Genomic DNA, 27,000 nt, shown 5'->3' on the forward strand with positions numbered 1-27,000 from the left:
AATTTAACCGATTCTGCTACGCTGCTATACGTCAAACGCGCCCCGCTCGCACAGTAATAAGCTTGTCAGAACTTAAAATATCTTTCACCGCTTTTTTCATATCTTCAAGCGTAATTCTTTCTAACACTTCCGCACGAGTGTCAAAATAATCAGCAGGAAGTTTAAAGCGATCAAGATACAAGAACGTACTCGCAATATCACTGTTAGAAACAAAATTATCAACAAGTGTATTAGTTATTGCTCGTTTTGCTTCTTCCAAATCTTCTTGCGTTAATGTATCAACAACGGTATCAATTGTATTTTTGATTGCCTTTTCAGCTTCAGCTAATCTATCCAAGGAAACAATGGTGCGCACCTGGAACATTCCTGGTTGTTCATCAGTTCCCGCAATTAATGATCCACGAATGGTATAAAATAATCCGGTATGTTCACGCAATTCAAACAACCGAGAACTCATAGAACCTAAAGCTCCTCCGCCAAATATTTGATCGAACAATAAATAAGCATCAAATTTAGGATGCTTACGCTCAATTGATAATTGTGCTAAACACAAAACAACTTGGTCACGATTAATTGTATAATTTACTTCTTTTGTTGGTACAGGAGTAAGCGCAGGACATTTTATTTCTTCAACTTCGCTTATCTTCCAATCTCCAAGTTCTTTTTCTAATACATCTTTTATATTATAACCTTCTAGCTCACCAACCACCGCTATATGAGCACCAAAAGGAGAAATGTATTTCTCATAAAAATCCACTAAATCATCACGAGAAATTGATGAAATAGATTCTTCTGTTCCAATACTTTGCTTGCTGTATGGATGATTTTTATAAATTTCTTCGCGCACCAAATGACTCACAAAAGAACGTGGCTCATCCCAGTACTGCTTAATATCGGTTAATAACTGATGTCGAATTTTTTCTATTTCATTCTCAGGAAATGTTGCTTTGGTAAGAATTTCTTTTAAAATACCCAGCCCAAAAACAAAATCACTGCTTAACATTTTCATAGCAATGCCACCAGGATACACGCCTATAGACATTCCACGCGATTCAATTGCATCAGCAAGCTCTTCGCTTGTGTAATTCTCAGTTCCTTCGGTCATCATATCTGCTACAAATGTGTATAATCCTTGTTTGTCTTGCGGATCATAGTGAGGACGTGCTTTGAATTCCAAAACAATATTAATTTTAGGAGTGATATCATTATCATGATAAAGCACTTTTAAGCCATTCGATAATGTACACAGTTGCGGTTTAGGAAAAGTAAAATGAGTCTGCTTTTGTACATCAACAGTTTTTGCATATACTGCCGGCTCTACCTCTGTTGAACGCACACGTACAGCAAGAATTTCCTCATCTTCAGTATCCGATTCTTCTTGCAACACTGCCCATTCACCTTTTTCACGCTCTGGCAATGGTAACACAAAACCTTTATGCGTAATAGCCGGTCGGAAATACGCAGCAACAATATCTTGCACTTGTTGTTTTAATAATTCTGCAGGTTGTTCCAAGCATGTAAATACATAATTTTCATCGCCTGTTGCAAGATACGCATGTCCAATGGCATATGCCTGATCTTCAATGCCTTCAAGAAGACTATAAAACTCCATTTGCGTCTTTTTAAAGCCTCTTTCAAACTCTGCTGCTCCGACACCATTTTTAGCAATATCTTCCAATTCTGCCATAATAATACGCTCAATTTCCGCAGCATCTTCTATTTTTTTTGGTTCAACCAAAATAAAGAAAACACCATGATCAAACAGCCCCCAAGATCCGGTTGCAACACTTGTGGCAAGCTGCGAATCATTCACCAATTTTTTATACAAACGTGAACTTTTACCTTTACCAAGAATCCACTCAAAAATATCAATGGCTGTATCTTTTTTATCCACTGCACCAGGAACAACAAATACGTATGCTAAGGTTGGTTGAGCTACATCGCGATATATTGTTAATGATTTTGATGCAATATCACGATGGAAAAAATTTTCTTTTTTAGCATAGTCTGGATCTTTTGGTATTGAACCAAAATACTCATTTGCCAAATCTACCACCTCATCGGTATCCACATCACCAACAACAACAAGTGTTGCATTGTTTGGTTTATAATGTTTTTTATAAAATGCTAACAAATCTTTGCCTGCAACACTCCACAAATCCTGTTTATACCCAATAATAGGATAATGATATGGATGATCAGCAAATATCATGCCAATCATCTCTTCCAACAAAGAACGCTCATACTGATCTTTGTATAATTTAAGTTCTTGGATAACTGCCTTCATCTCCGAATTGAGCATATCATCGTTAAACAAGCAGTTAGTCATACAATCGGCGACGACAGGGAATGCTTCATGCCAATGATGCGTAGGAAAATTGAAGTAATATCCAGTGCAATCGTATGAAGTAAAAGCATTACAATTACCAGAAAGTTTATGTACAAGAACATTGATATCTGATTCAGACAATGTATCAGTACCTTTGAAAATCATATGTTCAATAAGATGTGCTATGCCTTTTTCTCCCAGCAATTCATCCTTTGACCCAACATTATAAAAAATCTGAAAAGATACTTTTGGTATTTCATGCGATTCACGAATTAAAATGGTCAAACCATTATCTAACACTACTTTTTTAACATGTTGATGAACAGACTTTACTTCTTGTTGCATCATATTTTTCTCATCTGACATGAAATCCTCAAGTTCTATTGGTGTATTATTTTTTCCGACTAGATGCACATGCGCAACACATGCACTCATAAGAAGTATAGAATAACTAAGATACATTAATTTTACAAAACAAGATTGCATACATAATCCTCACAATAAAAATTTCATACTACCTTTTTTGAAAACAGCATAACGAGAAATGGAACTAATGCAAAGTTCACAAAAAACTTCTACTATGTATATAATAAAATATTTTTTCATAAAAACTTATATATGTGTTATTGTATCAAAAAACACTATTTATATTAATACTACACTATAACAGAAATAAAAACTGATCCCTATGCATTTTTTTACGAGCAACTTTCACTGCATCAACATACCTCCACTTTTTGCCATTACACTTTTTTTTATTGTCGGCATTATCTGGCATTCTGCCGTATCATTATTTTTTATACTTTTTTTAACAACACTGTGTTGCACTTTATTTGCCTACAAAAAACAGTTTGCATTTCCAACGCAATTCATTATGTGCTCATTTTTTGTATTAGCTGGCGCTTGGTTACATCAAAAAGAATTACGTGATTATGATGGATTTTATGCATTTATTGATAACAAAAAATTTTCTGTAACAGGAACAGTGATAGATAAAAATGAAGCAACAGTAAACCATCAAAAAACAACGGTTATTACTCTTGCAATTGACACAATAGCAACAGAGCACTCCACAAAAAAATGCAACAAAGTGGTGATGTTTTATGGAAAAAGCAACAACGCCTTCGTTGTTGGTGATACGGTAACTTTTTTTGATATGCATTGTAAAATGCCATCTAGTCGAGATTTTCAGCTCTACCAAATCAAAGAGCAAATTGTTGCAACAATATTCAGCAATGATGTGCATTATCGTATTGATTATCATTCACCATGGTCATTGCGTTACTGGATATGGAATGAGAAAACAAAACTATTAAACAGATTAGAAAATAAACTTTCTCAACGTGGATTTCAGTTTTTTTCTTCTTTATTTTTGGGAAACAGGTCGTATGTAAAATCATCCCTAGAAGAAACAAATGAACAATTCAAAGCATGGGGTATCTATCACTTTCTTGCACGATCAGGAATGCACTTAGCTCTTTTTATTTTTATCTGGCAAGCCATTTTCTGTCTTCTTCCTCTTCCCATGATTATAAAACAAATCATACTATCGCTCTTCAGCTGTATTTACTTTGCTTTAACGTGGACATCCACCCCATTCACTCGATCATTTGCACTTTTTTTGCTCAATAAAATATGCTTATTTAGTAAAACTCCTTTTCACACACTACACTACTTAACGCTTGTCTGTTTTGGATTTCTACTTTATTGTCCACTTTATTTGTTTTTTCTCGACTTTCAACTTAGCTTTGCCCTAACATTTGCACTCGCATGGTTTAACCAAGTAGCAATTCAACACAGATCTCAATTATCAAAATATTGATTATTTTGATCGCTATTACCTACGATAAAAACATTAACGCGCTACCAATAAAAAAAGGGGAGACAAATAATGTTGCCAAAACGTATTACAACATTCATGAGGCTGATGAGCAAATTTATCCTTATAACTTTATGCTTAACAGTTGGAACAATTCACACAGAAATAAATCATGAAATGTATTCCATAGATAATGATGCTATTTGCCAAACATGCCTCTGTGATTTTTGTGATGAAATTCGCCAAACAAGTTCGATCAAAACATATAAAAATCGAATTCATAAAAAAAATATTTCTCGCAAAAAAAAAATAAAAACAAGTAAAACAAACAAACGAGTAGTAATGGTATACATGGCAGCAGATAATGATTTGCGACCATTTGCAGCCCGTAATATTCAACAAATGGCAAACATTGGATCTAATAGCAATCTCACCATTGTCGTTCATTTAGATATTCGCATATCAGGAAACAAAAAAATTACTCGTCGATATCTCATCGAAAGAGACCAAGTATTACATATTGATCCCTATAATCCCCTTATACAACAAATGGATAGCGGAAACCCTGCAACACTTATTTCTTTCTGTGAATGGGCCATTAAAAATTATGCCGCTGATGAATACGATCTTATTTTATGGAATCATGGCACCGGAATTCTTGAACCACCTCATGGAAAAATTATCAATCCAATGGACTTGTTCGTATTCAATCCATCCACCCACCGGCTCGAACTTGACAGATCAATTGGATTTATGGATGCCATTGATCACTTAGAACCAAAACAACGAGGTGTCTGTTGGGATGATACAACGGGAAATTACTTATCGAACAGAAAGCTTGAAGCTGCCCTTGAAACAATATGTCAAAAATATCTTAATGGTAAAAAATTTGGCATTATTGGATTTGATGCATGCCTCATGTCAATGATAGAAGTGATGACCTTTATACAAAAATACGCCCAAGTAATGGTCAGCTCAGAAGAGGTTGAGCTTGGAATGGGATGGAAATATGACGAAGTATTATTCCCATTTACAAAAGAAGCGTTAAGTACCTTCGCCTTTGCAAGTCATATTGTTAATGCTTACAACAGAACATATCAATCAATAACTAATGATTACACGCTATCCGCAATCAATCTTAATTCCATTGAGCTACTAGAAAGAAATATTGATCACATTGCAAGGTTACTTATCGAATGCCTTGATCAACAAAGAACCACTATCCATCAAACAATAAAAGATAGTAAAAGCAAAATACTCTGTACCCATTTTGACGAACCAACATACATAGATCTGCATCATTTCTACAAAAATTTGTCAAATAACCTAAAAAAACTCTCCACAGAAAACAGCCACATAGGTTCTGTTGTAAAAAATACTCTTTTAACAAAACTTGACGAAGGTATGCATCTCATTGAACAACTCGTTATAGCTAATACTGCCGGTAAAAACTTAAAAAATGCGCGCGGCATTGCTATATATTTCCCTGAACGCGGCATTCACAGCTCGTACCAAGAAGCTATATTCCTTAAATCTAATTCCTGGGGAACTTTACTTTCTCGTTATATTTTTGGTTGATACATGACAATAGCGCGTTGTTTATATACACTTTTTATGTATACAACGCGCTATTGTCATTTTAAAACGAGAAAAAAAATGAACCAAAAGGAATCAAAATCTCTCTTGCTGCAAAAACTGTATGCCCCTTATAAAGAATGCGCATCATGCCCCTTAGAGCTGCAAACAAAACACAATTTTGTATGCGGCTATGGCAATCCTGAGGCACAATTAATGCTTATTGGAGAAGCTCCCGGCCAACATGAGGACGAACAGGGCGTACCATTCGTTGGAAAATCTGGCATGTTGCTCACTAAAGCATTAGCATGCCTTGGTATAGATAGAAAAGATATATTTATTACCAATAGTGTAAAGTGTCGCCCACCTCAAAACCGCAAACCAACCCCACAGGAAAGCAAAACGTATAAAAATTTATTTTTACTCAAAGAAATTGAAATTATCCGGCCAAAAGTCATCTGCACGCTTGGAGCAACAGCTCTTGAAAGTCTTCTTGAATCTCCTACAAAAATGAATGCTATACACGGCAAAGAGCTGTCTTTTAATGGCACTATTCTCATTCCAACGTTTCATCCTGCATATATTTTACGAGATCCAAACAAATTTGATGCCTGGTTTGCCGATTTGCAAAAAGCATGGGCGCTCAGCCAGTCTAAATAAATTTGTGACTGTGTATTATATTTTTACAAAAAAACAAAATTCAAGACAAACACTATTAAACGGGTGGTGCATAAGTGGTTGATAAGTGGTGCATAAGTGGTTGATAACTTGTTCATAACTTTTTTTTGGCCATTTTTTTGTGTTTTTAAACATACGATCTGATAAGCATATTCGCTGGGAGTTGCTCGATCTGAACGTTCCACTCACTGTTTTCAGAGTTATCAACCACTTATGCACCACTTATGCACCACCCACTTAAAAAAAATTATATCGATATGATCGCTGTATTGAGGAAAAAAACACCGAGTTATGCACCACCTACCCCTTCGCCTATTATCTTAAGAGATATAAATATCTTTTATTAAAGAGTCTTATAATAGGCTCCGGCGGTGGTTTAAAAAAACGACAGGCCTTTGGCGATTGTTTCTATAAAAAAGGGTCTGTTTGTTTTTACTATTGCCAGAAAAAAATAATTGTAATAAGCTTTGATTATGAGACTTGACATTGCGCCTACAGCACTCAATTTTTTGCTGTCGTAAAAATCTAGTCAAAAAACGATCACATTTATCGTTGTAAAAGCATTATGTACCACCATTTGAGGAATCTTGTGAAACTTGCGGATGTAATAGACGAATTAGTTGAAGAACGTGGACTGGAAAAAGAATCTTTGGGAGCAGTTGTTTGCGAAGGTATGCTTGCTGCTTACCAACGTAAGTATCCAGACCTTGCTTTGAAAGTAGAAGAAGACTCTGTCACAGGAGACCTTGTTGTGCTTGCTCAAAAGATTGTGGTGGCAACTGTTGATGATGAATACAGCGAAATTTCTCTCAAAAAAGCGCGCAACATTAACAAAGATATCGCTTTAGGTGATCAAGTCTGGCTTCCTTTTGAAGGAAAAATTGGGCGAGTTGAAGTACTCAGAGCCCGCCAAGTCATTGCGAGTAGAATTAAGCAAATTGAAGCTCGTGTTGTTTATGACCTGTTCAAAAATAAACAAGGCCACATTATCGTTGGTTCTGTGCACAAGGCTGAGCGCAATGGTATATCCGTTAAGTTTGGTGATGTTTATGCATTTTTACCGTATTCTCTCTCTATTCCCGGTGAAAAATTTGCAGTTGGCTACACTGTCAGAGCGTTGTTGAAAGAGGTACTTATCGAACCTCAAGGCGATAATCAGCTTATTTTAGATCGTGTTTCGCCAGAATTCTTAGAGGCGTTGTTTGAGTTAGAAATTCCAGAAGTGTTTGAAAAATTGGTTGAAATCAAGAAAATCGTTCGCTCTCCTGGATATAAATCAAAAGTTGCTGTTTTCTCGCATGACAGAAATATTGATCCGGTCGGAACATGCGTTGGAGTTGGTGGAAGTCGTATCAAACCAATATTAAAAGAGCTCAGTGGTGAGACAATCGATGTTTTTCTCTGGAGTGATTCGCTGCCTTTCTTTGTGACAAATTCCTTAAAGCCCGCTGTTATTGATCGAGTAGAGTTAAGTTCAGATAATACAGTTGCTCGGGTATGGCTTAATGAAGATCAACGATCATTTGCCATTGGAAAAGGTGGACAAAATATATCATTAGCCTCTCAAATTACCGGTGTAAGTATTCAACTTGTTCGTGAAGAAACTTCGCAAAAAGGTAAAGAAGATGCTAGTGATGAAGTGTTAATCGACGATCAAGATTAGAAAAAAGATGTTTAGTTTTGTATTATGCGAATATATGAATTTGCCCAATTGAATAATGTTTCGAGCAAAGATATTATAGAAAAATTGCAAACAAATGGCTTTGATGTTAAAAGTCATATGTCTATTTTGGACGAAAAAGCCCTCTCATTTCTCAATAAGTTATTTACAGAGATTAATGCAAGCACCAAAAAAGAAGCTGAATCGTTAAAAGAATCAAAACCTGTTACTCCGATTGAAAATAAAGTGCCTGAATTATCACAAAGAACGACTAAGGTGACGCCAAGATCATCTGAAAATAACAAACAGCAATCAGTTCTTGCAAAGAAAGACCAGTCAGCTGCTGTCTCTCCTGTTGAGTTAGTAGTCTATCAAATGAATGTTGCAGAACTTGCTGAAAAAATTAAAAAACCTGTCACAGATGTTATAGTTACTCTTTTAAAATGGGGTATTATAGCAACAAAAAATCAAATTATATCAGAAGATGTGGTTCATCGAGTTGCGAACCATTACGAAATTCCTGTTGTAAAGGTTTCTGCTAAGCAAGAGTCTGCTGAAGTAACTAAAAAACTTGCAAGTGGAGCTGCTTTAGAAAAAAGACCACCTGTTGTTGTAGTCGTTGGTCATGTTGATCACGGTAAGACAACCTTGCTTGATTACATCAGAAAAACGCGTGTTGCGTTTAAAGAAAAAGGTGGAATAACTCAGCATTTAGGTGCGTACGAAGCAACAACTTCCCACGGAAGTATTGTCTTTCTTGATACACCAGGTCACGAAGCGTTTGTTAAAATTAGACAACGCGGTATAAAAGTTGCAGACATTGTTATTCTTATTGTTGCAGCGGATGATGGTGTAATGCCTCAAACTATTGAAGCAATAAAATATGCTCTTTCCACGAAAGTACCAATAGTTGTTGCGATAAATAAAGTTGATAAGGTTGATTCAGCCCGCTTAGAGGTAATAAAACGACAGCTTAATCAGTATGGCATCACTGTGGAAGATTGGGGCGGCGATGTTATATGTGTTCCGATTTCGGCAAAAGTTGGAACTGGTGTTGATCGCTTACTCGAAATGGTTGCATTGCAAGCAGAAGTAATGGAATTGCGTGCGGAAATTAACGTTCCTGCAGATGGCTATGTTTTGGAATCAAGTTCAGAAAAAGGACGTGGTTGGGTTGTAACTCTTATTACTCAAAATGGAATATTAAAAGTTGGTGACTATGTGTTATGCGGTAACACTTTTGGTCATATTAGTTCTTTGTTTGATTCTTATGGTAAGCGCATTAAAGCAATTCATCCTGCATTGCCTGCGCAAGCAGCGGGTTTTGATGGACGACCAGAAGCAGGAGATTTTTTTAGAGTTGTGTCCAAAGATCAGTATTTGAAAGCGAAATCAGCTGGAGAAGGAAAAATTTCTCTTGCAGGTAAGCGCTTTATGTACGAAAATGGCATTAATATTCTCGTGAAGGCAGATAATCATTCATCTCTTGAAGCTATTGTAGAAGGCATCGATCGCCTTTCTAAAAAACAAAAAAAAGGCTTCAATATTTTGCGTCAAGATGTTGGTGATGTGAACGAAGGTGATATTGAGTTTGCATTCAATACCGGCGCACGAATTGTTTGTTTTAACGTAAAAACAGAAACAAATGCACATGTTCTTGCAGATCGTAGAAAAGTGTCGATATTGTACTATGGTATTATTTACAAACTGCTTGAAGATTTGGACAACATTGCTGAATTAGCAAAAGATATAGAAATGGTTCGCACTAAAATTGGTGAAGCCGTTGTCTTGCGTGTATTCGACATAAAAAAAGTTGGTGTTATCGCCGGTGTTATTATGCGTGATGGTCGCTTTACTCGTGATGGGTATGCGGTTATTTGGCGTGGTAAAACAAAAATTGGTGAAGGAAAAATTACAAGTCTACAGCGTGATAAAAAGTCAGTAAAAGAAGTATTTGCTGGTTTTGAGTGTGGCTTTATGGTAGACGGTTTTTCTGATTGGGCTCAAGATGATCGTGTTGAGTGTTTTATTGATGTTCCAAAAAAATAATTTTTTTTGACTTTTTGTATTGATGAAAAATAATTTTGGCGCCGCTTTATTGCGGCGTCATTTTTAATAATTACAATAAAACTTAATGAAAAAGGGTGTCGTTATGAAGTCAGTTTCTGAAGTTTCTGTGTTGATTGAGAAAGTGCGTCTTTCTCCCGTAAAATTTGTTGTTGTCACTGGTGGAGTTTGTTCATCTATCGGTAAGGGAATACTTATTGCATCTCTTGGTGTATTGCTAAAAGGGGCAGGATATTCTGTTTCAATTCTTAAGTGGGACCCTTATCTTAATGTTGATCCTGGCACAATGTCACCACTTGTTCATGGTGAAGTTTTTGTTACTGCAGATGGTGCTGAAACTGATTTAGATTTGGGGCACTATGAACGATTGGTAGGTCTCAATTTAGGCAGAGACTCTTCTGTTTCATCAGGCCAAATTTATAAGGAAGTGCTTGAGGGAGAACGAGAAGGTCGTTTTTTGGGCAAATGCATTCAAATGGTGCCACATGTTGTTGATGTTGCTAAGAAACGTCTTCTGGAATTTGCGCTCAAACACAATGTTGAATTTGTTTTACTTGAAATAGGTGGCACTGTTGGTGATATAGAAGGTGAAGTTTTTTTAGAAGCAGTTCGTCAGCTTAAGATGGATTTAGGACCAAAACATGTGATGCATTCACATCTCAGCTTGGTTCCTTTTCTGAGTTGGGCCAATGAAGTAAAAACCAAGCCAACACAACATAGTGTCATGGAATTAAAAAGAGCTGGATTGATTCCAGATTGTTTATTTTTACGTGCTGATAGAGCGATTGAAGAGCAGTCAATTGATAAGCTTTCAATCATGTGTGAAGTGAAAAAAGAATATATTTTTCAAGTATTAACAGTAGATCCTCTTTACAAAATATTTCTTGATTTGCAAGGACAGGGTGTGGGCGAAGAAATTCAAAGATTCTTCGGTCTTCCAGTGCTTAAGAAATCAGATATATCATTATGGAGTCAATTTATTGACAACATAGCACAAAGTAGACAGACATTATCTGTTGGCCTTGTAGCAAAATATGTTGGCAGCAATGATCCTTATATCAGCGTTATTGAAGCAATAAAATCATCTGCATATAATCTTAGTTATCACGTTAAAATAGTTACAATTGCAGCAGAGATGCTGGAGAAAGATTACCACAACCAAGATGCCAGTCGAGCTTGGCAGGACTTACAAAGTGTTGATGGTATAATTGTTCCAGGAGGTTTTGATTCTCGTGGTGTTGAAGGAAAAATTTTGGCGTGTAAATGGGCTCGTGAGCAAAAAATTCCTTACTTGGGACTTTGCCTTGGCATGCAAGTGATGATAATAGAAAGTGCGCGATCGTTGTTGCACCTTGAGACTGCAAACAGTACGGAATTTGATGCAGCAACAAAAGATCCTGTTATTTGCTTGATGAGCGAGCAACAAAATATAACGACAAAAGGTGCCAACATGAGGTTGGGATCTTATTTGTGTACGCTTGTTCAAGATACCCATGCACATAATGCTTATAAAACAGATGCGGTCTTAGAAAGACACAGACATCGCTATGAAGTGAACAAAAACTACAAAGAGCGACTTGAAAAAGCAGGAATTGTCTTTTCTGGTATACATACTGCCATGGATTTAATCGAAATAGCGGAAGTTAAAGATCATCCTTTTATGGTAGGATCTCAATTTCATCCAGAGTTCCAATCATCGCCCGTTAAAGTTCATCCTTTATTCAAAAGTTTCATTGAAGTAGTAGCAAGTGAGTGTAATAAAAGGCAGCAGCAGGGTTTGACAAAGCCAGTCCTTGTAAAAAAAGAGGTGAAAAACCTTCATTTTTAGCAAAAGAAAAAAAGATGTTGTTTTTTTGTGATTTTTTGAATAAAACAACACGCATTTTTCAAAATAGTCTCTGTTTATAGCATTTTTTTGTTGTTGCACAAATTTAAACAAAAAAAAAATTGTTTTTTCTCTGATCATGGTCACAATTAATAATGCTTTTAAGTATTTTGATTCCTTTTTATTAGTGGTTAGTTAAAAGGGATGGTTGAAAGCACTGTTTTAGTGACGAGATAATGGATTATGTTTTTTTGGGTTATTATACTACAATTTCTTCTTAGCTCACTTTTAAAGATGTAATCTATTATCTCAGTTTCTATTTTTAGCGAAAATCAGTAACCTTGTCCGTTGAATTTATATTCTCTTCGCGCTCACCCTGAACTTGTTGAAGGGTCAAGCGCGATGTATTATTTAAAGAATGATAAAAGAGCGCTCGAATACTATCCTTCAACAAGTTCAGGACGAGCGCGGTGGAAATAACAAAGAAAAACAAGCACATTCTATGATATCACTCGGCAACGTGTAAAAGCGTTCGCGTTTTTTTACTGAGCAAACTCATCAAAATTTCCATATTTTTTCTATCATCAGCAAGATCAGCCTTTGGTGTTTCAATAATTTTAGGAATATCAAAAAGTGCTGGATCATTGAATAATAACTCAAAGGCTTTAAGTCCTATTTTTCCCTTTCCAATGTCCGCATGGCGATCAACGCGAGATCCAAGGTCTTTTTGTGAATCATTCACGTGGATTGCTTTGAGCTTGTTGATGCCAATTGTTTTATCAAATTGCTTCCACATAAGGTCATACGACTTTTCTGTTCTGAAGTCATATCCAGCAACAAATGCATGGCATGTATCAAAGCATATACCGATACGTCTTTTATGGTCTGAATATTTGATTATTTGGGCAAGTTGCTCAAAAGTATAGCCAACTTGGCTTCCTTGACCGGCCATTGTTTCTAATAAAATGGCACCATGAGGCACCTTTGTGAGCACTTTATCTATATTTTTACTAATTCTTGCAAGACATGATTCTTCATCGGTGTTGGTATGTGAGCCAGGATGAAGCACAAGATAGGGGATAGTAAGATCTGCGCATCTGGTAAGTTCCAGCTCAAGAGCGTCGACTGATTTTTTTTCAAGGTCTGCGTTTGGTGATCCAATATTGAGAAGATATGATGCGTGAGTGATAACCGACTGGACAGATGAGCTTTTCCAGGTTTGTTTAAAGGAGTCTATATCTTGTTGAGAAATGGGTTTTGCATGCCATTGGCGATTGCTTTTTGTAAATATTTGTATTGCTGAACACCCAATAGATTCGCCCCGTTCTATGGCCAGGCGCATTTCGCCACTTATTGACATGTGGGCACCAAATAAAAGTGAATATTTTTTTTTCATAAAAAATCCTTTTGCAGATAGGTTTAAAAGCGCTTTTTGGTTGACAAATCAGTGCAATCGAGTACGATTATTTTTATAGTAATCTATTCAAATAAAAATTCGAATTTTTTACATGATTCTATCTGTTTTATTTTTTTAGTGATCCAGGAACCAAAGGAAGACATGCGCATTAAGGGATACTTGTTGGCGGCTGTTGTTTTACAGCTCTTTTCTGCTGACTTATTACATGCTGAATTACGGACGACATACAATGATCTAGAATTTATTTTTTCTGGTGTATTTAAACCAGAAACGTTTTACGGCAAAAATATTAACTGGCTGAACAATGATAATGATTTTGATAAAACATATTTTTCTCGTCATACATTGGATCTTATGTTTAATGTGCTGTATGGAGCAAAAACATATACACAAAATGTATTAGAATTTCTTTGTCAGGTTCGTAACAAAGGAATATGGGGAAACCCGGAAAGTATAGCAAGTACAACATTTGCTGATATCAAGGTTCTTGACGCGATTAGAGGAACTCATAAGCACGGATTCCCTCGTCATATATTTTGGATTAGACAATTGTGGTTGCAGTTCAATCTTAATCAAGCAGTGGGTCTACCGTTTAAAAATAGACATACTTTCACTCTTGGATCATTTCCATTTCAGTTGGGACGTGGTATTGCTCTTGGTGATGCATATGCTGTTGGACCTGAAATTCTTGGTTTCTGGGCTGATAGTGCTATTGATCAATATGCATTTGGTGCAAAATTTTCTGGAGAAATTTTCCCAGCAATTTTATCATATGATTTGTATACTGCTATTTTGCAAAATAATAGTAGCAGTTTGTTTGATACTGAAAAGAGAGTATTGGCACAGCAATTTGGGGGACTTGAAAATCCTGAGCGCGGGTTTGGTAAAGTGAACTATATTGTTGCGGGTCGTTTTAACTGGACTACTTTTGATAATACGTGGCTTGGTAGAATGACGCTTGAACCTTATGGGTTATATAACAACGATCCTGAACAAAAAATTGAATTTCCTGCTGATGCAACCAGTAAACTTGGAACTGCAGGTTTAGCAGGTGAGTTTTATGGCAATCGTTTTGAATGTGGTTTTGATTATGCGGTCAACTTTGGTCAACAACGAGTAAAAGGTTGGGACCGAAATATTGTAAAAGAAAACAATAAAGGCGGCATAGTTACCTTGATTAACGATAATGTTACTGCAACGTACACAAACTTAGCAGGGGTTGAAGTTACTGAACCAGCTCCTTACGTTCCTGATAGTGATGCGCAAAAAATTATTAATTCGACCTTCAGAAACGAATCACAAAATGGCAAAAAAATTAATGGTACTGCTGTTATCACAGAGCTTGGCTACTTAGCAAATATTCCTAACTCTCCAATAATTCTTAAAAATAGTCAGGCTCGTTTTGGTAATTCTTATACAAACAAGTATGAAGGATGGATGTTTGTAACTGATGCATCATATTCTTTCTGTGATAAAGACTTGCAACTCGCGATAGCTGCAGGTGTTACTGCTGGTGATAATAATCCTAATTTTGAAACCAAAGATAAGAACTATAGCGGATTTATAGGATTACAAGAAGTGTATTCTGGTAAACGTGTACGAAGCGTGTTCTTGCTTGGTGGTGCAGGAAAATTAAAACGATTACTTTCAACACCAGCATCAACGGAGATTCAAGCACCAAGCAGAAAAGCTCAAGCGATTTCTGGTTTTACCAACTTAGTATTCTGCGGTACGTCGTTAAAGTGGAAACCAAAAGCGTGGAAGAAACCGTTTGAAATAAATCCTAACGTTTTGGCATTATGGCAAGAACGTCAAATTGGTAACGCACGAACATTCCTTGGTGTTGAAACAGGATTGTTTATTAACTGGAGTTTACTCAAAGACCTTAAGTTATTCTGGGTATCTTCAATGTTCTTCCCTGGATCGCACTACAAAGATCGTATGGGGACACCGGTACAAACACAAGAAGAAAAAGATTTTGTGGATAATGAAAATCCGACTGGTCTTAAACAAGATCGTATTACCGGTTTAGGTAACAATGTTGCTTACACATTCAACTTGGGATTGATCTATACGTTCTAAGTAAACATATTTGAATTAAGATAATAAACAAAGGGTAGATTGCACAATGTTGCGCTACCCTTTGTTGTTTGTTGTGATACAATTACTATTATTAGGCAATTTTATAAATTTAGCAGAGATTTTTAGCTGTAAGGAACGTATATGCTGTCTGAGCGTACTACAGGGTGTGGCTTAGTTAATGAGCAATTTTTAAATAAAAATATTTCTCTTTCTGGGTGGGTTCATCGGCGTCGTGATCATGGTGGATTGATTTTTATTGATTTACGGGATCGCAGTGGATTGATGCAACTTGTTGTCAACACAGAAAATTCAAAAAAAGTGCATGAAATTGCACATAAAATTCGTTCTGAATATGTCATAAGCGTTACAGGAAAAGTAGTAGAGCGAGCACCTGAGACAATCAACAAAGAGTTGACGACTGGATGCTGGGAATTGCTTGTTGATGATCTTGAAATTTTGAACACTGCAAAAATGCTACCGTTTTCCATTGAAGGTACTGACGTTATTGATGAAGAATTACGTTTGAAATATCGGTATCTTGATTTGCGTCGTCCTGAAATGCACAAAAATTTTGCGTTGAGGCATAAAGTTATTTATGCAATGCGTGAATTTTTGAATAAAGAAGCATTTTATGAAATTGAAACTCCTATTTTGACAAAAAATACGCCCGAAGGAGCACGAGAATTTTTAGTACCATCGAGAATCCATCAGGGATCTTTTTATGCATTGCCGCAGTCCCCACAGTTGTATAAACAAATTTTAATGTGTGGTGGTATGGAAAGATATTTCCAAGTTGCTCGTTGTTTTAGGGATGAGGATTTGCGCGCAGATCGTCAGCCAGAATTTACGCAGCTTGATATTGAAATGTCATTCATTCAAGAAAAAGATATTCAGAGCTTGATCGAACGATTACTGAAATATGTATTTTCTACTGTTCTTGGGAAAGATTTGCACATACCATTTAAGCGCTTAACATACGATGAAGCATTTTCATCGTACGGTTCAGATAAACCTGATTTGCGCTATGGTTTAAAAATTACCGATTTTACGGATGTTTTTGCTGATACAGAACTAAAATTTTTGCGTGATGTGATCAGTAGAGGCGAAAAGATTGGCGGTATTGCTGTTACTGGTCATACGTTTACGCATTCTGAACTCAATCGCTGGGTAGACAAAGCACAAAAATTAGGGGCAAAAGGATTATTGTGGATAGATCTAGAAAGTCCTGATGCAATTAGTTCGCCTGTAGCAAAATTTTTACCAAAAGATTTTTTTGCACGAGCAGTAAGTGCGTGTGAAGGAATCACTAATGGAAGTATACTGTTTATTGTAGCTGGCGAATATGAAGTCGCGTGGGAAATTTTAGGGCGCTTACGACAGGAACTTGCAAAAGAGCTTAACATTATTCCACAAGATGAATTTAATTTTTCATGGGTTACTGATTTTCCGTTGCTTGAGTATGATAAAAAAGATAAAACGTGGAATGCAAAACATCATCCATTTACCTCACCAAGTCCTGGTTGGGAAAACAAAGATCTTGCAGCAATTACCGCACGCGCATACGATGTTGTGTTGAATGGTATTGAACTTGGTGGTGGATCAATACGTATTCATGATCGCGCAGTGCAAGAAAAAGTGTTTAACCTTCTTGGTTTAAGCAAGGAAGAAGTTGAATCAAAATTTGGATTCTTGCTTGAAGCACAAGAATTTGGATTTCCTCCACATGGAGGTATTGCACTTGGTCTTGATCGTTTTATTATGTTGCTAACACATTCAATATCTATTCGTGAAGTAATTGCATTTCCAAAAACTGCGCGTGGTTGTGATCCTATGATGGAATCACCAACACCAGCAGAAAATAAGCAATTGAAAGATTATGGGCTACAGCTGTTGCCTACAAAAAAAGAATAATGCAAAAAAACACTTGGTAAATGCCAAGTGTTTTTTTTTATCTTGTAAAAAAGGAGTTAAAAAAATGAAAATACAAGATATTCACGCACGTGAAATTTATGATTCTCGAGGAATCCCTACTGTTGAATGTGATCTTTTTTTAAGTGATGGAATGATGGTTACATCATCTGTACCTTCTGGTATTTCGTGCGGTATGTACGAAGCCGTCGAATTACGTGATGGTGGTGATCGGTTGATGGGGCTTGGTGTTCAAAAAGCTGTTTCGACAATTGAAGATATCATAGCACCAATGTTAGTCGATAGGGTTCCAGATCTTATTACTTTTGATCTTGAATTGTTAGACCTTGATCAAACAATCAATAAATCTCATCTTGGAGCAAATGCTTTGTTAGTGATAAGTATTGCTGTGTGTAGAGCGCAAGCGTATGTAGAAGATCTTGAACTATACGAGTTTATTGCGTATGTTTCCAATTATCCCTCTGTTGCATTACCATGTCCAATGTTCAATATGCTCGGAGGTGGATTGCATGCAGACAATAATTTTCCTATTCAAGAACTACTTATTGTGCCAACAAAAGAACTTTCGTTCCACGAAGCTATGGAAACAGGTATTACTGTTTTTCATACATTAAAAAAGATTCTGAAATCTAAGAATAAGATAACTGCTATTGGCTACGAAGGAGGATTTGTTCCTCCTTTTAAAGATGCATTTGAAGCGCTTGATATACTCATGGAAGCGATTGATCAATCTGGCAGAGGTAGCAATGTTATGATATCACTCGATGTTGCAGCTTCTCATTTATATAATCATGAAACAGGGTTGTACAAGTGGTTTGGGAGTGAAATAGCGGCACCTGAACTCGTAGAATGGTACAATTCACTCATTTCTCGTTATCCTATTTATTCAATAGAAGATGGTTTGGGTCAAACTGATTGGCATGGATGGCACGAAATGAAGCGTAAAATAGGATCTCGCGTTAAATTGATTGGGGATGATTTATTTGTTACTGATCCACAACGCATTTGGAATGGCATAGAAAATGATTGTGCGACAAGTGTTCTTATTAAACCAAATCAAATTGGTACCGTAACTGAAACATTGCAAGCTGTCGCTTTATGTAAAGATAATGATTGGGATGTTGTTGTTTCTCATAGATCAGGAGAAACAAATGATTCATTTATAGCAGACCTTGCTGTTGGTGTTAGCGCAGTCAATATCAAAGCAGGTGGGTGCTCTCGTGGTGAACGCATGGCAAAATACAATCGCTTGTTGAGTATAGAAGAAGAGTTGCTAGGAGCTTATTAAGCAAGAAAAGACCAGCGCAAGTATGTAAAAGCGCTGATCTTTTTCTTATTTTTACTTTCTAAATTGACCCATGCCACCATCAATGATGTACGATTTATCTATATTGTTTTTGAGTGAAAGGCCTGTGGATGTTGTTCCACCGAGTCCCATGTATGTACCTGTTTGAGGATATACAGTAGGTCTTTTTGTAGGTTCAAATGTTAAGTATTTTGTATTTTCCCGTGGTTCTATTCTTTTAAAAATAGCCTGTCCAGCCATACCTTCTTCCTGTATCATGAGGAATGTAGGCTTATCATTAGGAACATTTCTTCTACCAGCTAATCCAGCAGGTATAACAAACATTGGTTGCTCGTCATCTCCGAATTTCATGACAACCTTGATTGGTTTAGCTGACTTGTTATATAATTCAAAATTTTCAACAGCTTGTACTGACGAGCAAAAACCAACAACTGAAGCAAGCACGAATGTTGTTACGATCATCATTTTGATACTTTTCATACTAATCCTCCCTATAATAATAATGACTATACATTCTATTTTACGCTTTTGATGTCTGCAGCTTTAATATTTGTGTCTTTTGAGAAGAAAGATTTTTTTGCCGGTGATTGAGGTTTTAAATGTGGCGTACCTGTATGGTTCCATTCTAAAAATATTGTTTTTGTTTTTTTTGGATCTATATCAAGGTGATAGTCATAACCTTTGGGGTTATGACCAGAAAACACTGTTAATATTGTTGTTTTATTCAGTGGTATAGAACCAGTATATTTGCCACCGTCCCAGTCTATAGTCCCTAGGTCAGTTTCTTTACCTGTACTTGAATCGTAGAGGGTAGCGCTGATTTCAACACCATTAGTTGAATTGTTCACCAATTCAAAGTTTGCTTTCGCCTGACCAATAGTTACTATTGCTACAATAGCAATCAATATTTTTTTAATGTTTTTCATAAAAGGTTTCCTTGTAATACTATTATTATAATTATTATTTTACTTGTACATACTAAGTATAATATATAAATTATTCAGATTGCAATATTTTATATAATTATTATGAAAAACTCCTGTTGAAGGTGCATTGCATACACATTCAATAAGGAGTTTTTATAGGCTGTACGGCAAAATATCTAACTGCTTAGAAAAGGATTAGGGTCGTCCTTAACAATATTCTTCAAATCAGGCAATTGTTCTATTTTATTTTCAGCAATAGAAATGCCCGCTTTTCGTGTTATTGGGTCAGAGCTATCGATAGTATCAAAATCAGGATTTTCTGATTTTTTTAAATCTTTATCTTGGATGGTATTTTTTCGCGCAGCAAGATTTTCATCTTTTTCACTAAATTTATCTAAAATTTCTGCTGTAGGAATTGGATCTTTAAAGAACCATCGTGTGATAGGATCTTTAAGAGAATCAAACAAATCTCCCCGTGAATAATCTTTTGCAATATCAATGTAGTCTTGCGTGTATTCATTAATTCCTGCCCGCAGGCGAGGTTCAACAATCGTAGGTGAAATAAAAACAGTAAGGTTGTTTTTTCTTATATTGTTACTTTTTCGTTTGAAGAACCACCCAATTATTGGAATTTTTCCTAGTATTGGTGTTTCTGCAATAGTGCTAGTGGTGGTTGTTCTTATTAGCCCACCCAGAGCAAAAATACCACCACTCTTTACATTAGCATTTGTCTCAAGTTTTCGAATGTTCTTAACGTTATTAGGACCATCTTGCCATTCATTTATATCAATAAAAACTTGCAAGTTAACTGTATTTGCTGTGCTAATGCGGGGGGTAATTTTAACTCTAAGATCAGCGGAAATAGGTTCAAACTTAATTGTTGTTGCACCACCATAATAATTGCTTGCAACATCTTTTACTTTGTCCTTGAGCCAGCGTGTTTGGCCAATAGAAACAATCGCTTCTTTGTTATGTCGTGTCATAACATGGGGATGAGAAAGTATTTTTGAGTTAGAGAATAATTGTAGTAATTCCCAAATGCTCCAGGTGCTTCCATTATTATCATTTAATGAAAGTAGGGTGGTCCCAGCAGCAGCAAAGTCTGCAAGATTGTTTGTACCAGGAGAAGGATTTTCAAGAGCACTACTAGCTTTATAGGCATTTTTGAGAAGATCAGATTCAATAGTGGTGGTTGCTACTGGAGGAAGTTCGCTTGGAATTGGCTGACCAAGCATTGCTGCCTGAAATTCTATATCGTCAGGCAGAGGCACTTTATCAGGCATACGAGTCATCGCTCCTAATAAGCGTGCATCATCGACAGTTAAGTCTGCTATGAGTACTTCAATAAGAACCTGTTTTTGTGGAATATCTAATTCTTCAATAAGCTTTTTTATTTGTTTCCAATCATCATTACGAGCAGCAATAACCAAATTATTACCTCCGTAAGAGATAAAACGTTGTTGTCCAATTTCAGTATTGGCTTCATCTTTGCCCAGATCTATTGGGCTATCAGTGTAAACAATTACTTTATCAAAAAAGCGTTCAACACCACCGCCTTTTTGCTCTCCTGCGCTTGCTTGGCTTGGTCCACCATTCTCTCCTCCTCCGCCTTGTACTATTTTTTGCAATACGGGAGCAAGATCGCGTGCATCAAGATATTGTAAATGGTAGACATGTAATATTGATTCGCCTGTATCAGGAGCAACATCTATATATTTTTTGATAAAATCTTTTAAGCGTTCAACTGCTTGAGGCCGACCAAGTATGATAAGTTTATTCAAATTATTCAAAGTGACTGGAACTATTTTGGTAAATCCAGAAAAATATGGTATTTCTTTTGCTTTTTTTGTATCAAGTCTATAAGGATTGGCGTTTTCTGATTTGATTAATTCTTTATTGATCAATTCTGCTACCAAATATGCAGAGGTGTGATGAAGGGAGATGATATCAACTTTTTCTTGAAAGCTCACTTGATCAAGTTCCATAATAATTTTCATAGCAGAGCGAATGTCATTCGCTTTTGCTATTAATAACAATCCGTTAGTGACAGAGTCTGCTTTTATCAAAGTATTTTTAGGTAAAAGATCTTTTAATATACCGTTTAACTCATTTTCTGGTTGATCAGAAACCTTTATGTTTGCAAGATAATAAAGATAACGAATTGGTTGATCAGTATTTGGTAAATCATCGGGATTAACGCCTATATAGGTTGGCATTGGTTCGCGCGATATTTCTTCTCCACTTTTGACAATTCTCATGATAGAGCCTTGTGGAACTATGAAAAATCCGGCAACATCTAGTAACGTATCAAGAAGGTTCCAAGCTTGAGCCAGAGGGATTTTTTTCTCTATGTGAAGTGTTACTTTTGTGTTTAGAGTTTCCCCTGGTGGAAAAATAACATTGACGTTTTTTAAAGCAGCTAATTGATTAATAATATTGGAAAGGTCTTCATTTTCGTAACTAAAAAGTACATCGGGAGTTTCTTGTTCTGTTGCAATTTCCTCAATGTCATCTGCTGTCTCTTGGCAATGAATTAGTGAGCCCGCACAAATGCTAAGGATGATAAAAGAAAAAAAGAGTTTTTGTTTCACAATATTTATTATTTTCATTTACCTTGACTCCTTAGATGGAGGTACTTTCTATTTTTGGTAATAATGTCGAAATAGCCAGACCAACTTCAATTGTTTTAGGTTTCTTTTTTGATTTAGTTATTTCAAGTCGATTTGTAGCTACGCGTGGATTTTGTTCAATTTTTTCTAATAATCTTGTTAAGTCTTGCATTGTCATGCCTTCAAATTTTGCACTCAATTCACTTTTTCGATAATTTTCTTCAAGATCTGTTGTTGTGATTTCTTCGGCAACTTCTTTATCTTTTAAGTTAAGTTCTAGTAACAGATCTTTAAAATAACCGGCAATTTTAAAATTAGGATCTTTGGCAAGAATTTCTTCAACTATTAACTGTTGTTGTTTGATTAGCGCATATTTTTCTAGTATTTCCAAAACTTCTTCGCGAGTAGCATTAATGTTTTTTATCTTTTTTTGTAACGCATTTGTTGAGCTGTAATAGTACACAATAATAAGAACAACGAGCACCACACACGTAGCACTATAACCGATTATATAGGTGTAAAAAGTTTTTAAGTCAGTTTTGTTAATAAAACTTTTTATTGGGTCTAGTAGCTTCATAAAGGTTCCTCGCTACCGGTAGCTAATGTTAGTTTCATAGTAAATTGTGGCGTTTCTGGCGATTCAAGTGGGCGAAGCATTTTTGATTGTTCTAGTTCGCGTTCAAGAACTTTAAGTGCATCGTGATCTCTTACTTCAGCCTTAAGAGTTAAGATTCCTTCTGCTATAGTAATTTGATCGATTTTAAGGTCGATGCTTTTTCTGTCAATTTTTGAAGATAATTCAAGAAGGTATTGTAAAAATGATGCACGAGATTGATTTGAGAAGGCAAACCATCTTTTTTGTTGTTCTATTACCTCTTTATTAGCGTCGTCAATAAGTTCTTCATCCAATAGTTTTGCATCTTCTAAATTTTTGAATGTTGTTGTAAGAGCAGAGAGTGCTTCTTGCTCAGATGCAGCCATTTCTTTTTGAAGTTTACTTGTTTGTAGAGAATAATGAGTTATGAGTGCTGCAAATAATCCTATGGTAAGAACAACAAGCACAACTAATTGTTTCAGAAGCAATGAGTTGTCTTGTGTGATAAATTCCTTTTGAATGAGGTTGTAATCAACGGTTGTAGGCAGTGGTAATGTAGCGCTTGCACTAATAATATTGGCGGGTGTAATGAGGTTGCTATTATTAATGACGCACGATGGATCATTTCCCATTCCTTCAACATTGAATAGTTCGCAGCTGACTCCTGTCTTTTGTCCAATAAATGGAACAAGACCTTTAATAAGCGATCCATTGCCAAGAAAAATAATTTTTGTCATTGGTTGTTTATTTAATAATTGTGTGCTGAATGAGTTCAGCGTAAAGTGAACAGAATCCCACCAATCTGCAACCATTTTTTCTATGGCTGGCGAATGTTCGTTGGTTTCCAGTCCAAATCGCACAAGATGTTCTACTGTTTCTTGTGGAGACTTATTAAGCTCTTGAGCAATTTGTTTAGTAAGTGCAACAATGCCTTTTGGTAGAGTACGTATTGTTTTCAGTTGTCCGTTAATCATGAGAGCGATAGCTGTTGAATGAGCAGTAATATTAATCAGTACAGTACCGCCTTGTAGTTGTTTATAAGCATCAATGTGTTTGTAGAGTCCGTAGACAGAAATCATATCAACAGTAATAACTTCTGGTTTTATTCCCACAGCTTCAAACAGAGCTAAGTGTTGAATTATCTGTTGTTTTTGAACGGCAGTAACTAAAATTTCTGAGCTTTTTTCTTCAGGGATTTCTCTTGTTATAATAAAATCAACTGCAGCATCACGGAGAGAAAATGGTAAAAGTGGCTCTATTTCAAAACCTACGATCATGCTAATTTTATCGCGTGAGGTAAACGGAAGTTTCAGTTCTTTAAATACAACAATAGAGCTTGGCAATATCGTATGTATTTCGTCATAGTTACCAATCTTGGAAAAAATTGCAGTTAACGCTGGCGAAGTTCGATCGAAATCTTCTTCCGATACTTCTTCTGATATTTTTTCTTCAACAATCAATTCTATGGTACTCGTGGTGCCTTTGATACGAGTTTTTGTCGCAATGATATGTGTTTTATTAATTTCAATACCAACAACAATTTTTGAAAAAAGATAATAAGATTTTATTTTTTCTGGTAAAAAAATATCTTTAATCAACGCGCTCATGTTTGTGTCTCCTTGTCACGCAAGAATTGTGCCAGAGATAATTGTGTGCGCTTTTTGTTGTGCATAGTTTCTATAAGGCTATTGTGTGCTTGTCCACTTGTTTCTTTCAATTTTTCAGAAGATGCTTTATTTGCTATTTCTGCAGCTTCTGCTTGTTGGATGAGTGTAGCTTGTTCTTTTTTTGCTTGGCGTTCAAAAATAAGTCCTTCTACAGATCCTTTTGCTCTGTCGGCTTTATCTTGGAAAAATAGTCTATGAATAGGATCGCGATTAACTGCGGTGGATTCCATATAATTGATAGTATTTTGGTAGTCATTAATATGTTCACTGGTGAACGCTTTCATTTCTTCTCCCTTATTTGACTCAATGATGCTTGTTGAGATAAGAACGAGAAGGCTCTGTTTGATATTTATTTTACGTTTATTTTTAAAGAACCAACCAAGGATTGGGATGTCGCCAAGTATAGGAACCTTTGTTTCTAGGTTTTGTATATTATTTCTAATTAAACCACCAAGTGCGAGAACTTCTTTGTTGGCAACAATAGCATTTGTATAGATCTCGCGAGTATTTTGTGTTGCGTTTGCTCCTGATGCAGAAGTTGCACTATTATCTGGATTAGCAAAATCGTTAATGGTAATTTTTATAGTAAGTGCTATCATTCCATCAGAGTTAATTTGTGGAGTAATGGTAACTTCAAGCAACGCATTATTGGCATCAAAAGCATTCTGCCTGGTATCTGTTGCTACAATTTCACTCGTAATAATACGACGTTGCTCACCAATTGAAACGGTTGCTTTTGCATTGTTGGTTGCAAGTATAAATGGGTTCGATACAACTTCTGCATCAGTAATTGTTTGTAATGCCTGGAATGCTCCCCATACACCAAAAGCATCTTTGCCAAGAGTAAGGAATGTTGTTCCAGGGACAGCTCCGATAACAAGATTGACAAGGTTGCCAAGTAATCTTTCTGCTCCTGTTACAGCATTACCAGGGCGTGTTACGACAGGAGAATCTCCAAACATCCCTGATGTTTGGAATTTAATATTGTTGCCAAGAAGACCATTAGGACCAGGTTCCTTGCTTCTTATTTGAGCTCCAAGATTTTTTGTGTCATTAAGATCTACTGATGCGATTAAAACCTCAATAGCTGCTTGCGGTTGCTTTGCATCAAGCTGTTTAATAATTTTTTCTGCTTTTATGTAGTCATCGTAATGACCTTTTATAATGATTCTATTTGTTTCTTTTTCAGCAATAAATGCCATTGGTCGCATGTATTGATCTACTCCACGTACACCACCAAATGTTCCTGCAGCTGTTCCTGCGCCAAAAGCCGTAACTTTAGACATAATGTCAACAATTGTTTCAGCATCAGCATATTTAAGTTGATAGGTGTACAAAGGGGAATATGATTGATCAAGCTCAACATCAATATATTTTACAATGAAATGTTCAATCTTTTTAATTGCGGTTTGAGGTCCGAGCAATATAAGAGTATTTGTTCTTGGGTCAGCAATAATACGTGTATTTTCGGGAAAGAAAAGAGATGTCGGCTGCTTTTTTGTAAAAAATCGTGATGTTGTTTCTTCTTTAGGCAAAAGTTCTTGATATAATTTTTGTACTGCATCTGCATCAGCATTGCGTAGTTTGAGAATGGACATTGATTCTGGAACGCTTACTTTATCAAGTTCTCTGACAATAGCCATAAGCATTTTGATGTTATATGCCTTATCGGTGAGAATAAAGCCTTTATGTTCTCTGAGTGCGATAAGGCCTTGCGAGCTGCTGCTACGCAATGGTCCAACAATTTCCATGATGGTATCTACTGATGCATTTTCTAAAAAATAAACATAACGAATTAATTCATCCGTATCGGGCAATGTTTTATAATCAACACCAATAAACGTTGGCAGCGGAGATTTTCTCGCAGCATCTATTGTAGTAATACGAAAAATTTTTGGATCTGCTTGAGGTGTGATTGCAAATCCAGCTATATCAAGAAACGTAACAAAAAGATTCCACGATTCTTTTTTAGAAAGCGGTATGTTTGTTTTGAATGATATCTTGTTATTTTTTATTGCTTTTTTACCCTGCGGAAGTGGTGAAAGAGCATCGTCACTAATAAAGGTAACTTCAAAGATATCTTCAATTTGTTTAACAAAATTTTGAAGATCTGCGTTTTCAAAATTAAGCTCTATACTATCTTCTTCATCTTCACTAACAGTAAGAGGCATCTCTACTGGTTGTGTTGCTTTATCAACAGTAGCAGGACTTTTTGGACTCACAAATGGATCATCATATTGTACAATAGGTTGTTGTAATTTATTTTGTAATTGCGGAGCACCTGTTGCGTTTGCAGCGGCATTAGGCCTTTGAGCAAAACTGGTAGAGGTGCTCGTTACAGTTTGTGCTTTAGTTGGCGCAGTTTGGCTTACGTATGCATCAATATTCATATGAGTATTAACGCTTTTATCTGTCGATTTTTTTTTGCGATAGCGTTTTCTACTTCCCGTTTCTGTTATACTCATAACGGTTGCAAGAATAAAAACAAAACAGAAATGAACTCTAAATTTATTCAT

General features: G+C 36.1%; 17 protein-coding genes. 9 read left to right on the top strand and 8 right to left on the bottom strand.

Translation table 11 applies throughout. From position 1 onward, the window contains the following. Nucleotides 1–31: 31 nt before the first annotated feature. Complete coding sequence (locus VJJ26_00665; GenBank protein ID HLC06673.1) at nt 32–2,815, bottom strand: pitrilysin family protein; 2,784 nt, start codon at nt 2,813–2,815, stop codon at nt 32–34. A gap of 202 nt (nt 2,816–3,017) precedes the next feature. On the opposite strand from VJJ26_00665, the gene VJJ26_00670 reads away from it, so the two are divergent. The 6 genes from VJJ26_00670 to VJJ26_00695 all read left to right on the top strand — a co-directional run bounded on the left by VJJ26_00670 (nt 3,018) and on the right by VJJ26_00695 (nt 11,956). Continuing rightward, nucleotides 3,018–4,151 carry a ComEC/Rec2 family competence protein gene (locus VJJ26_00670; protein ID HLC06674.1) on the top strand — a complete coding sequence of 378 codons (1,134 nt, stop codon included), beginning with the start codon at nt 3,018–3,020 and terminating at the stop codon, nt 4,149–4,151. Between the two features lie 69 nt (nt 4,152–4,220). After that, nucleotides 4,221–5,726 (top strand): clostripain-related cysteine peptidase, encoded by a 1,506-nt coding sequence (locus VJJ26_00675; GenBank protein ID HLC06675.1) that lies wholly within the window; start codon nt 4,221–4,223, stop codon nt 5,724–5,726. Nucleotides 5,727–5,804: 78 nt separating this feature from the next. Beyond that, the gene (locus tag VJJ26_00680; protein HLC06676.1) at nt 5,805–6,383 is read left to right on the top strand and encodes a uracil-DNA glycosylase; all 579 of its coding nucleotides are present in this window, start codon (nt 5,805–5,807) and stop codon (nt 6,381–6,383) included. Nucleotides 6,384–6,990: 607 nt separating this feature from the next. Beyond that, a complete protein-coding gene (gene nusA / locus VJJ26_00685) occupies nt 6,991–8,064 on the top strand; it encodes a transcription termination factor NusA (protein HLC06677.1) in 1,074 nt (357 codons plus the stop codon). 24 nt (nt 8,065–8,088) lie between these two features. Next, nucleotides 8,089–10,110 carry a translation initiation factor IF-2 gene (infB, locus tag VJJ26_00690; protein HLC06678.1) on the top strand — a complete coding sequence of 674 codons (2,022 nt, stop codon included), beginning with the start codon at nt 8,089–8,091 and terminating at the stop codon, nt 10,108–10,110. A 103-nt stretch (nt 10,111–10,213) separates the two neighbouring features. Beyond that, nucleotides 10,214–11,956: a CTP synthase gene (locus VJJ26_00695; GenBank protein HLC06679.1), complete on the top strand. Its 1,743-nt coding sequence runs from the start codon at nt 10,214–10,216 to the stop codon at nt 11,954–11,956. Between the two features lie 505 nt (nt 11,957–12,461). On the opposite strand, the gene VJJ26_00700 is transcribed toward VJJ26_00695, so the two are convergent. Then, entirely contained in the window at nt 12,462–13,349 is an 888-nt protein-coding gene (locus VJJ26_00700) for a deoxyribonuclease IV (GenBank protein HLC06680.1), read from the bottom strand. A gap of 162 nt (nt 13,350–13,511) precedes the next feature. On the opposite strand from VJJ26_00700, the gene VJJ26_00705 reads away from it, so the two are divergent. The 3 genes from VJJ26_00705 (at nt 13,512) to eno (ending at nt 18,669) form a co-directional block, all read left to right on the top strand. Beyond that, complete coding sequence (locus tag VJJ26_00705) at nt 13,512–15,452, top strand: hypothetical protein (protein HLC06681.1); 1,941 nt, start codon at nt 13,512–13,514, stop codon at nt 15,450–15,452. Nucleotides 15,453–15,593: 141 nt separating this feature from the next. Then, entirely contained in the window at nt 15,594–17,363 is a 1,770-nt protein-coding gene (gene aspS, locus VJJ26_00710; GenBank protein ID HLC06682.1) for an aspartate--tRNA ligase, read from the top strand. A gap of 64 nt (nt 17,364–17,427) precedes the next feature. Next, nucleotides 17,428–18,669, top strand: coding sequence for a phosphopyruvate hydratase (eno, locus tag VJJ26_00715; GenBank protein HLC06683.1), 1,242 nt, complete (start codon nt 17,428–17,430; stop codon nt 18,667–18,669). 51 nt (nt 18,670–18,720) lie between these two features. Here the strand turns inward: eno and VJJ26_00720 are convergent, their stop codons facing one another. From VJJ26_00720 to VJJ26_00745, 6 genes are all read right to left on the bottom strand, one after another. Beyond that, complete coding sequence (locus tag VJJ26_00720) at nt 18,721–19,167, bottom strand: hypothetical protein (GenBank protein ID HLC06684.1); 447 nt, start codon at nt 19,165–19,167, stop codon at nt 18,721–18,723. Between the two features lie 35 nt (nt 19,168–19,202). Further along, nucleotides 19,203–19,613: a hypothetical protein gene (locus VJJ26_00725; GenBank protein ID HLC06685.1), complete on the bottom strand. Its 411-nt coding sequence runs from the start codon at nt 19,611–19,613 to the stop codon at nt 19,203–19,205. Between the two features lie 176 nt (nt 19,614–19,789). Then, on the bottom strand, nt 19,790–22,222 hold the full coding sequence (locus VJJ26_00730; protein ID HLC06686.1) for a secretin N-terminal domain-containing protein: 2,433 nt from the start codon (nt 22,220–22,222) through the stop codon (nt 19,790–19,792). A gap of 13 nt (nt 22,223–22,235) precedes the next feature. Beyond that, entirely contained in the window at nt 22,236–22,799 is a 564-nt protein-coding gene (locus VJJ26_00735) for a hypothetical protein (GenBank protein ID HLC06687.1), read from the bottom strand. Further along, a complete protein-coding gene (pilM, locus tag VJJ26_00740; GenBank protein ID HLC06688.1) occupies nt 22,796–24,424 on the bottom strand; it encodes a pilus assembly protein PilM in 1,629 nt (542 codons plus the stop codon). The genes VJJ26_00735 and pilM overlap by 4 nt, the downstream gene beginning before the upstream one ends. Next, complete coding sequence (locus tag VJJ26_00745) at nt 24,421–27,000, bottom strand: secretin N-terminal domain-containing protein (GenBank protein HLC06689.1); 2,580 nt, start codon at nt 26,998–27,000, stop codon at nt 24,421–24,423. The genes pilM and VJJ26_00745 overlap by 4 nt, the downstream gene beginning before the upstream one ends.

The organism is Candidatus Babeliales bacterium, from assembly GCA_035288105.1.
GTDB lineage: Bacteria > Babelota > Babeliae > Babelales > Vermiphilaceae > SOIL31.

Excerpts from the sequence above, each read along its gene's own strand:
- pilM (HLC06688.1), bottom strand. The coding sequence starts at position 24,424 with ATGAGCGCGTTGATTAAAGATATTTTTTTACCAGAAAAAATAAAATCT.
- infB (HLC06678.1), top strand. The coding sequence starts at position 8,089 with ATGCGAATATATGAATTTGCCCAATTGAATAATGTTTCGAGCAAAGAT.
- VJJ26_00730 (HLC06686.1), bottom strand. The coding sequence starts at position 22,222 with ATGAAAATAATAAATATTGTGAAACAAAAACTCTTTTTTTCTTTTATC.
- VJJ26_00680 (HLC06676.1), top strand. The coding sequence starts at position 5,805 with ATGAACCAAAAGGAATCAAAATCTCTCTTGCTGCAAAAACTGTATGCC.
- VJJ26_00695 (HLC06679.1), top strand. The coding sequence starts at position 10,214 with ATGAAGTCAGTTTCTGAAGTTTCTGTGTTGATTGAGAAAGTGCGTCTT.
- VJJ26_00720 (HLC06684.1), bottom strand. The coding sequence starts at position 19,167 with ATGAAAAGTATCAAAATGATGATCGTAACAACATTCGTGCTTGCTTCA.
- eno (HLC06683.1), top strand. The coding sequence starts at position 17,428 with ATGAAAATACAAGATATTCACGCACGTGAAATTTATGATTCTCGAGGA.
- VJJ26_00700 (HLC06680.1), bottom strand. The coding sequence starts at position 13,349 with ATGAAAAAAAAATATTCACTTTTATTTGGTGCCCACATGTCAATAAGT.
- VJJ26_00675 (HLC06675.1), top strand. The coding sequence starts at position 4,221 with ATGTTGCCAAAACGTATTACAACATTCATGAGGCTGATGAGCAAATTT.
- VJJ26_00725 (HLC06685.1), bottom strand. The coding sequence starts at position 19,613 with ATGAAAAACATTAAAAAAATATTGATTGCTATTGTAGCAATAGTAACT.
- VJJ26_00705 (HLC06681.1), top strand. The coding sequence starts at position 13,512 with ATGCGCATTAAGGGATACTTGTTGGCGGCTGTTGTTTTACAGCTCTTT.
- VJJ26_00735 (HLC06687.1), bottom strand. The coding sequence starts at position 22,799 with ATGAAGCTACTAGACCCAATAAAAAGTTTTATTAACAAAACTGACTTA.
- VJJ26_00665 (HLC06673.1), bottom strand. The coding sequence starts at position 2,815 with ATGCAATCTTGTTTTGTAAAATTAATGTATCTTAGTTATTCTATACTT.
- aspS (HLC06682.1), top strand. The coding sequence starts at position 15,594 with ATGCTGTCTGAGCGTACTACAGGGTGTGGCTTAGTTAATGAGCAATTT.
- VJJ26_00670 (HLC06674.1), top strand. The coding sequence starts at position 3,018 with ATGCATTTTTTTACGAGCAACTTTCACTGCATCAACATACCTCCACTT.
- VJJ26_00745 (HLC06689.1), bottom strand. The coding sequence starts at position 27,000 with ATGAATAAATTTAGAGTTCATTTCTGTTTTGTTTTTATTCTTGCAACC.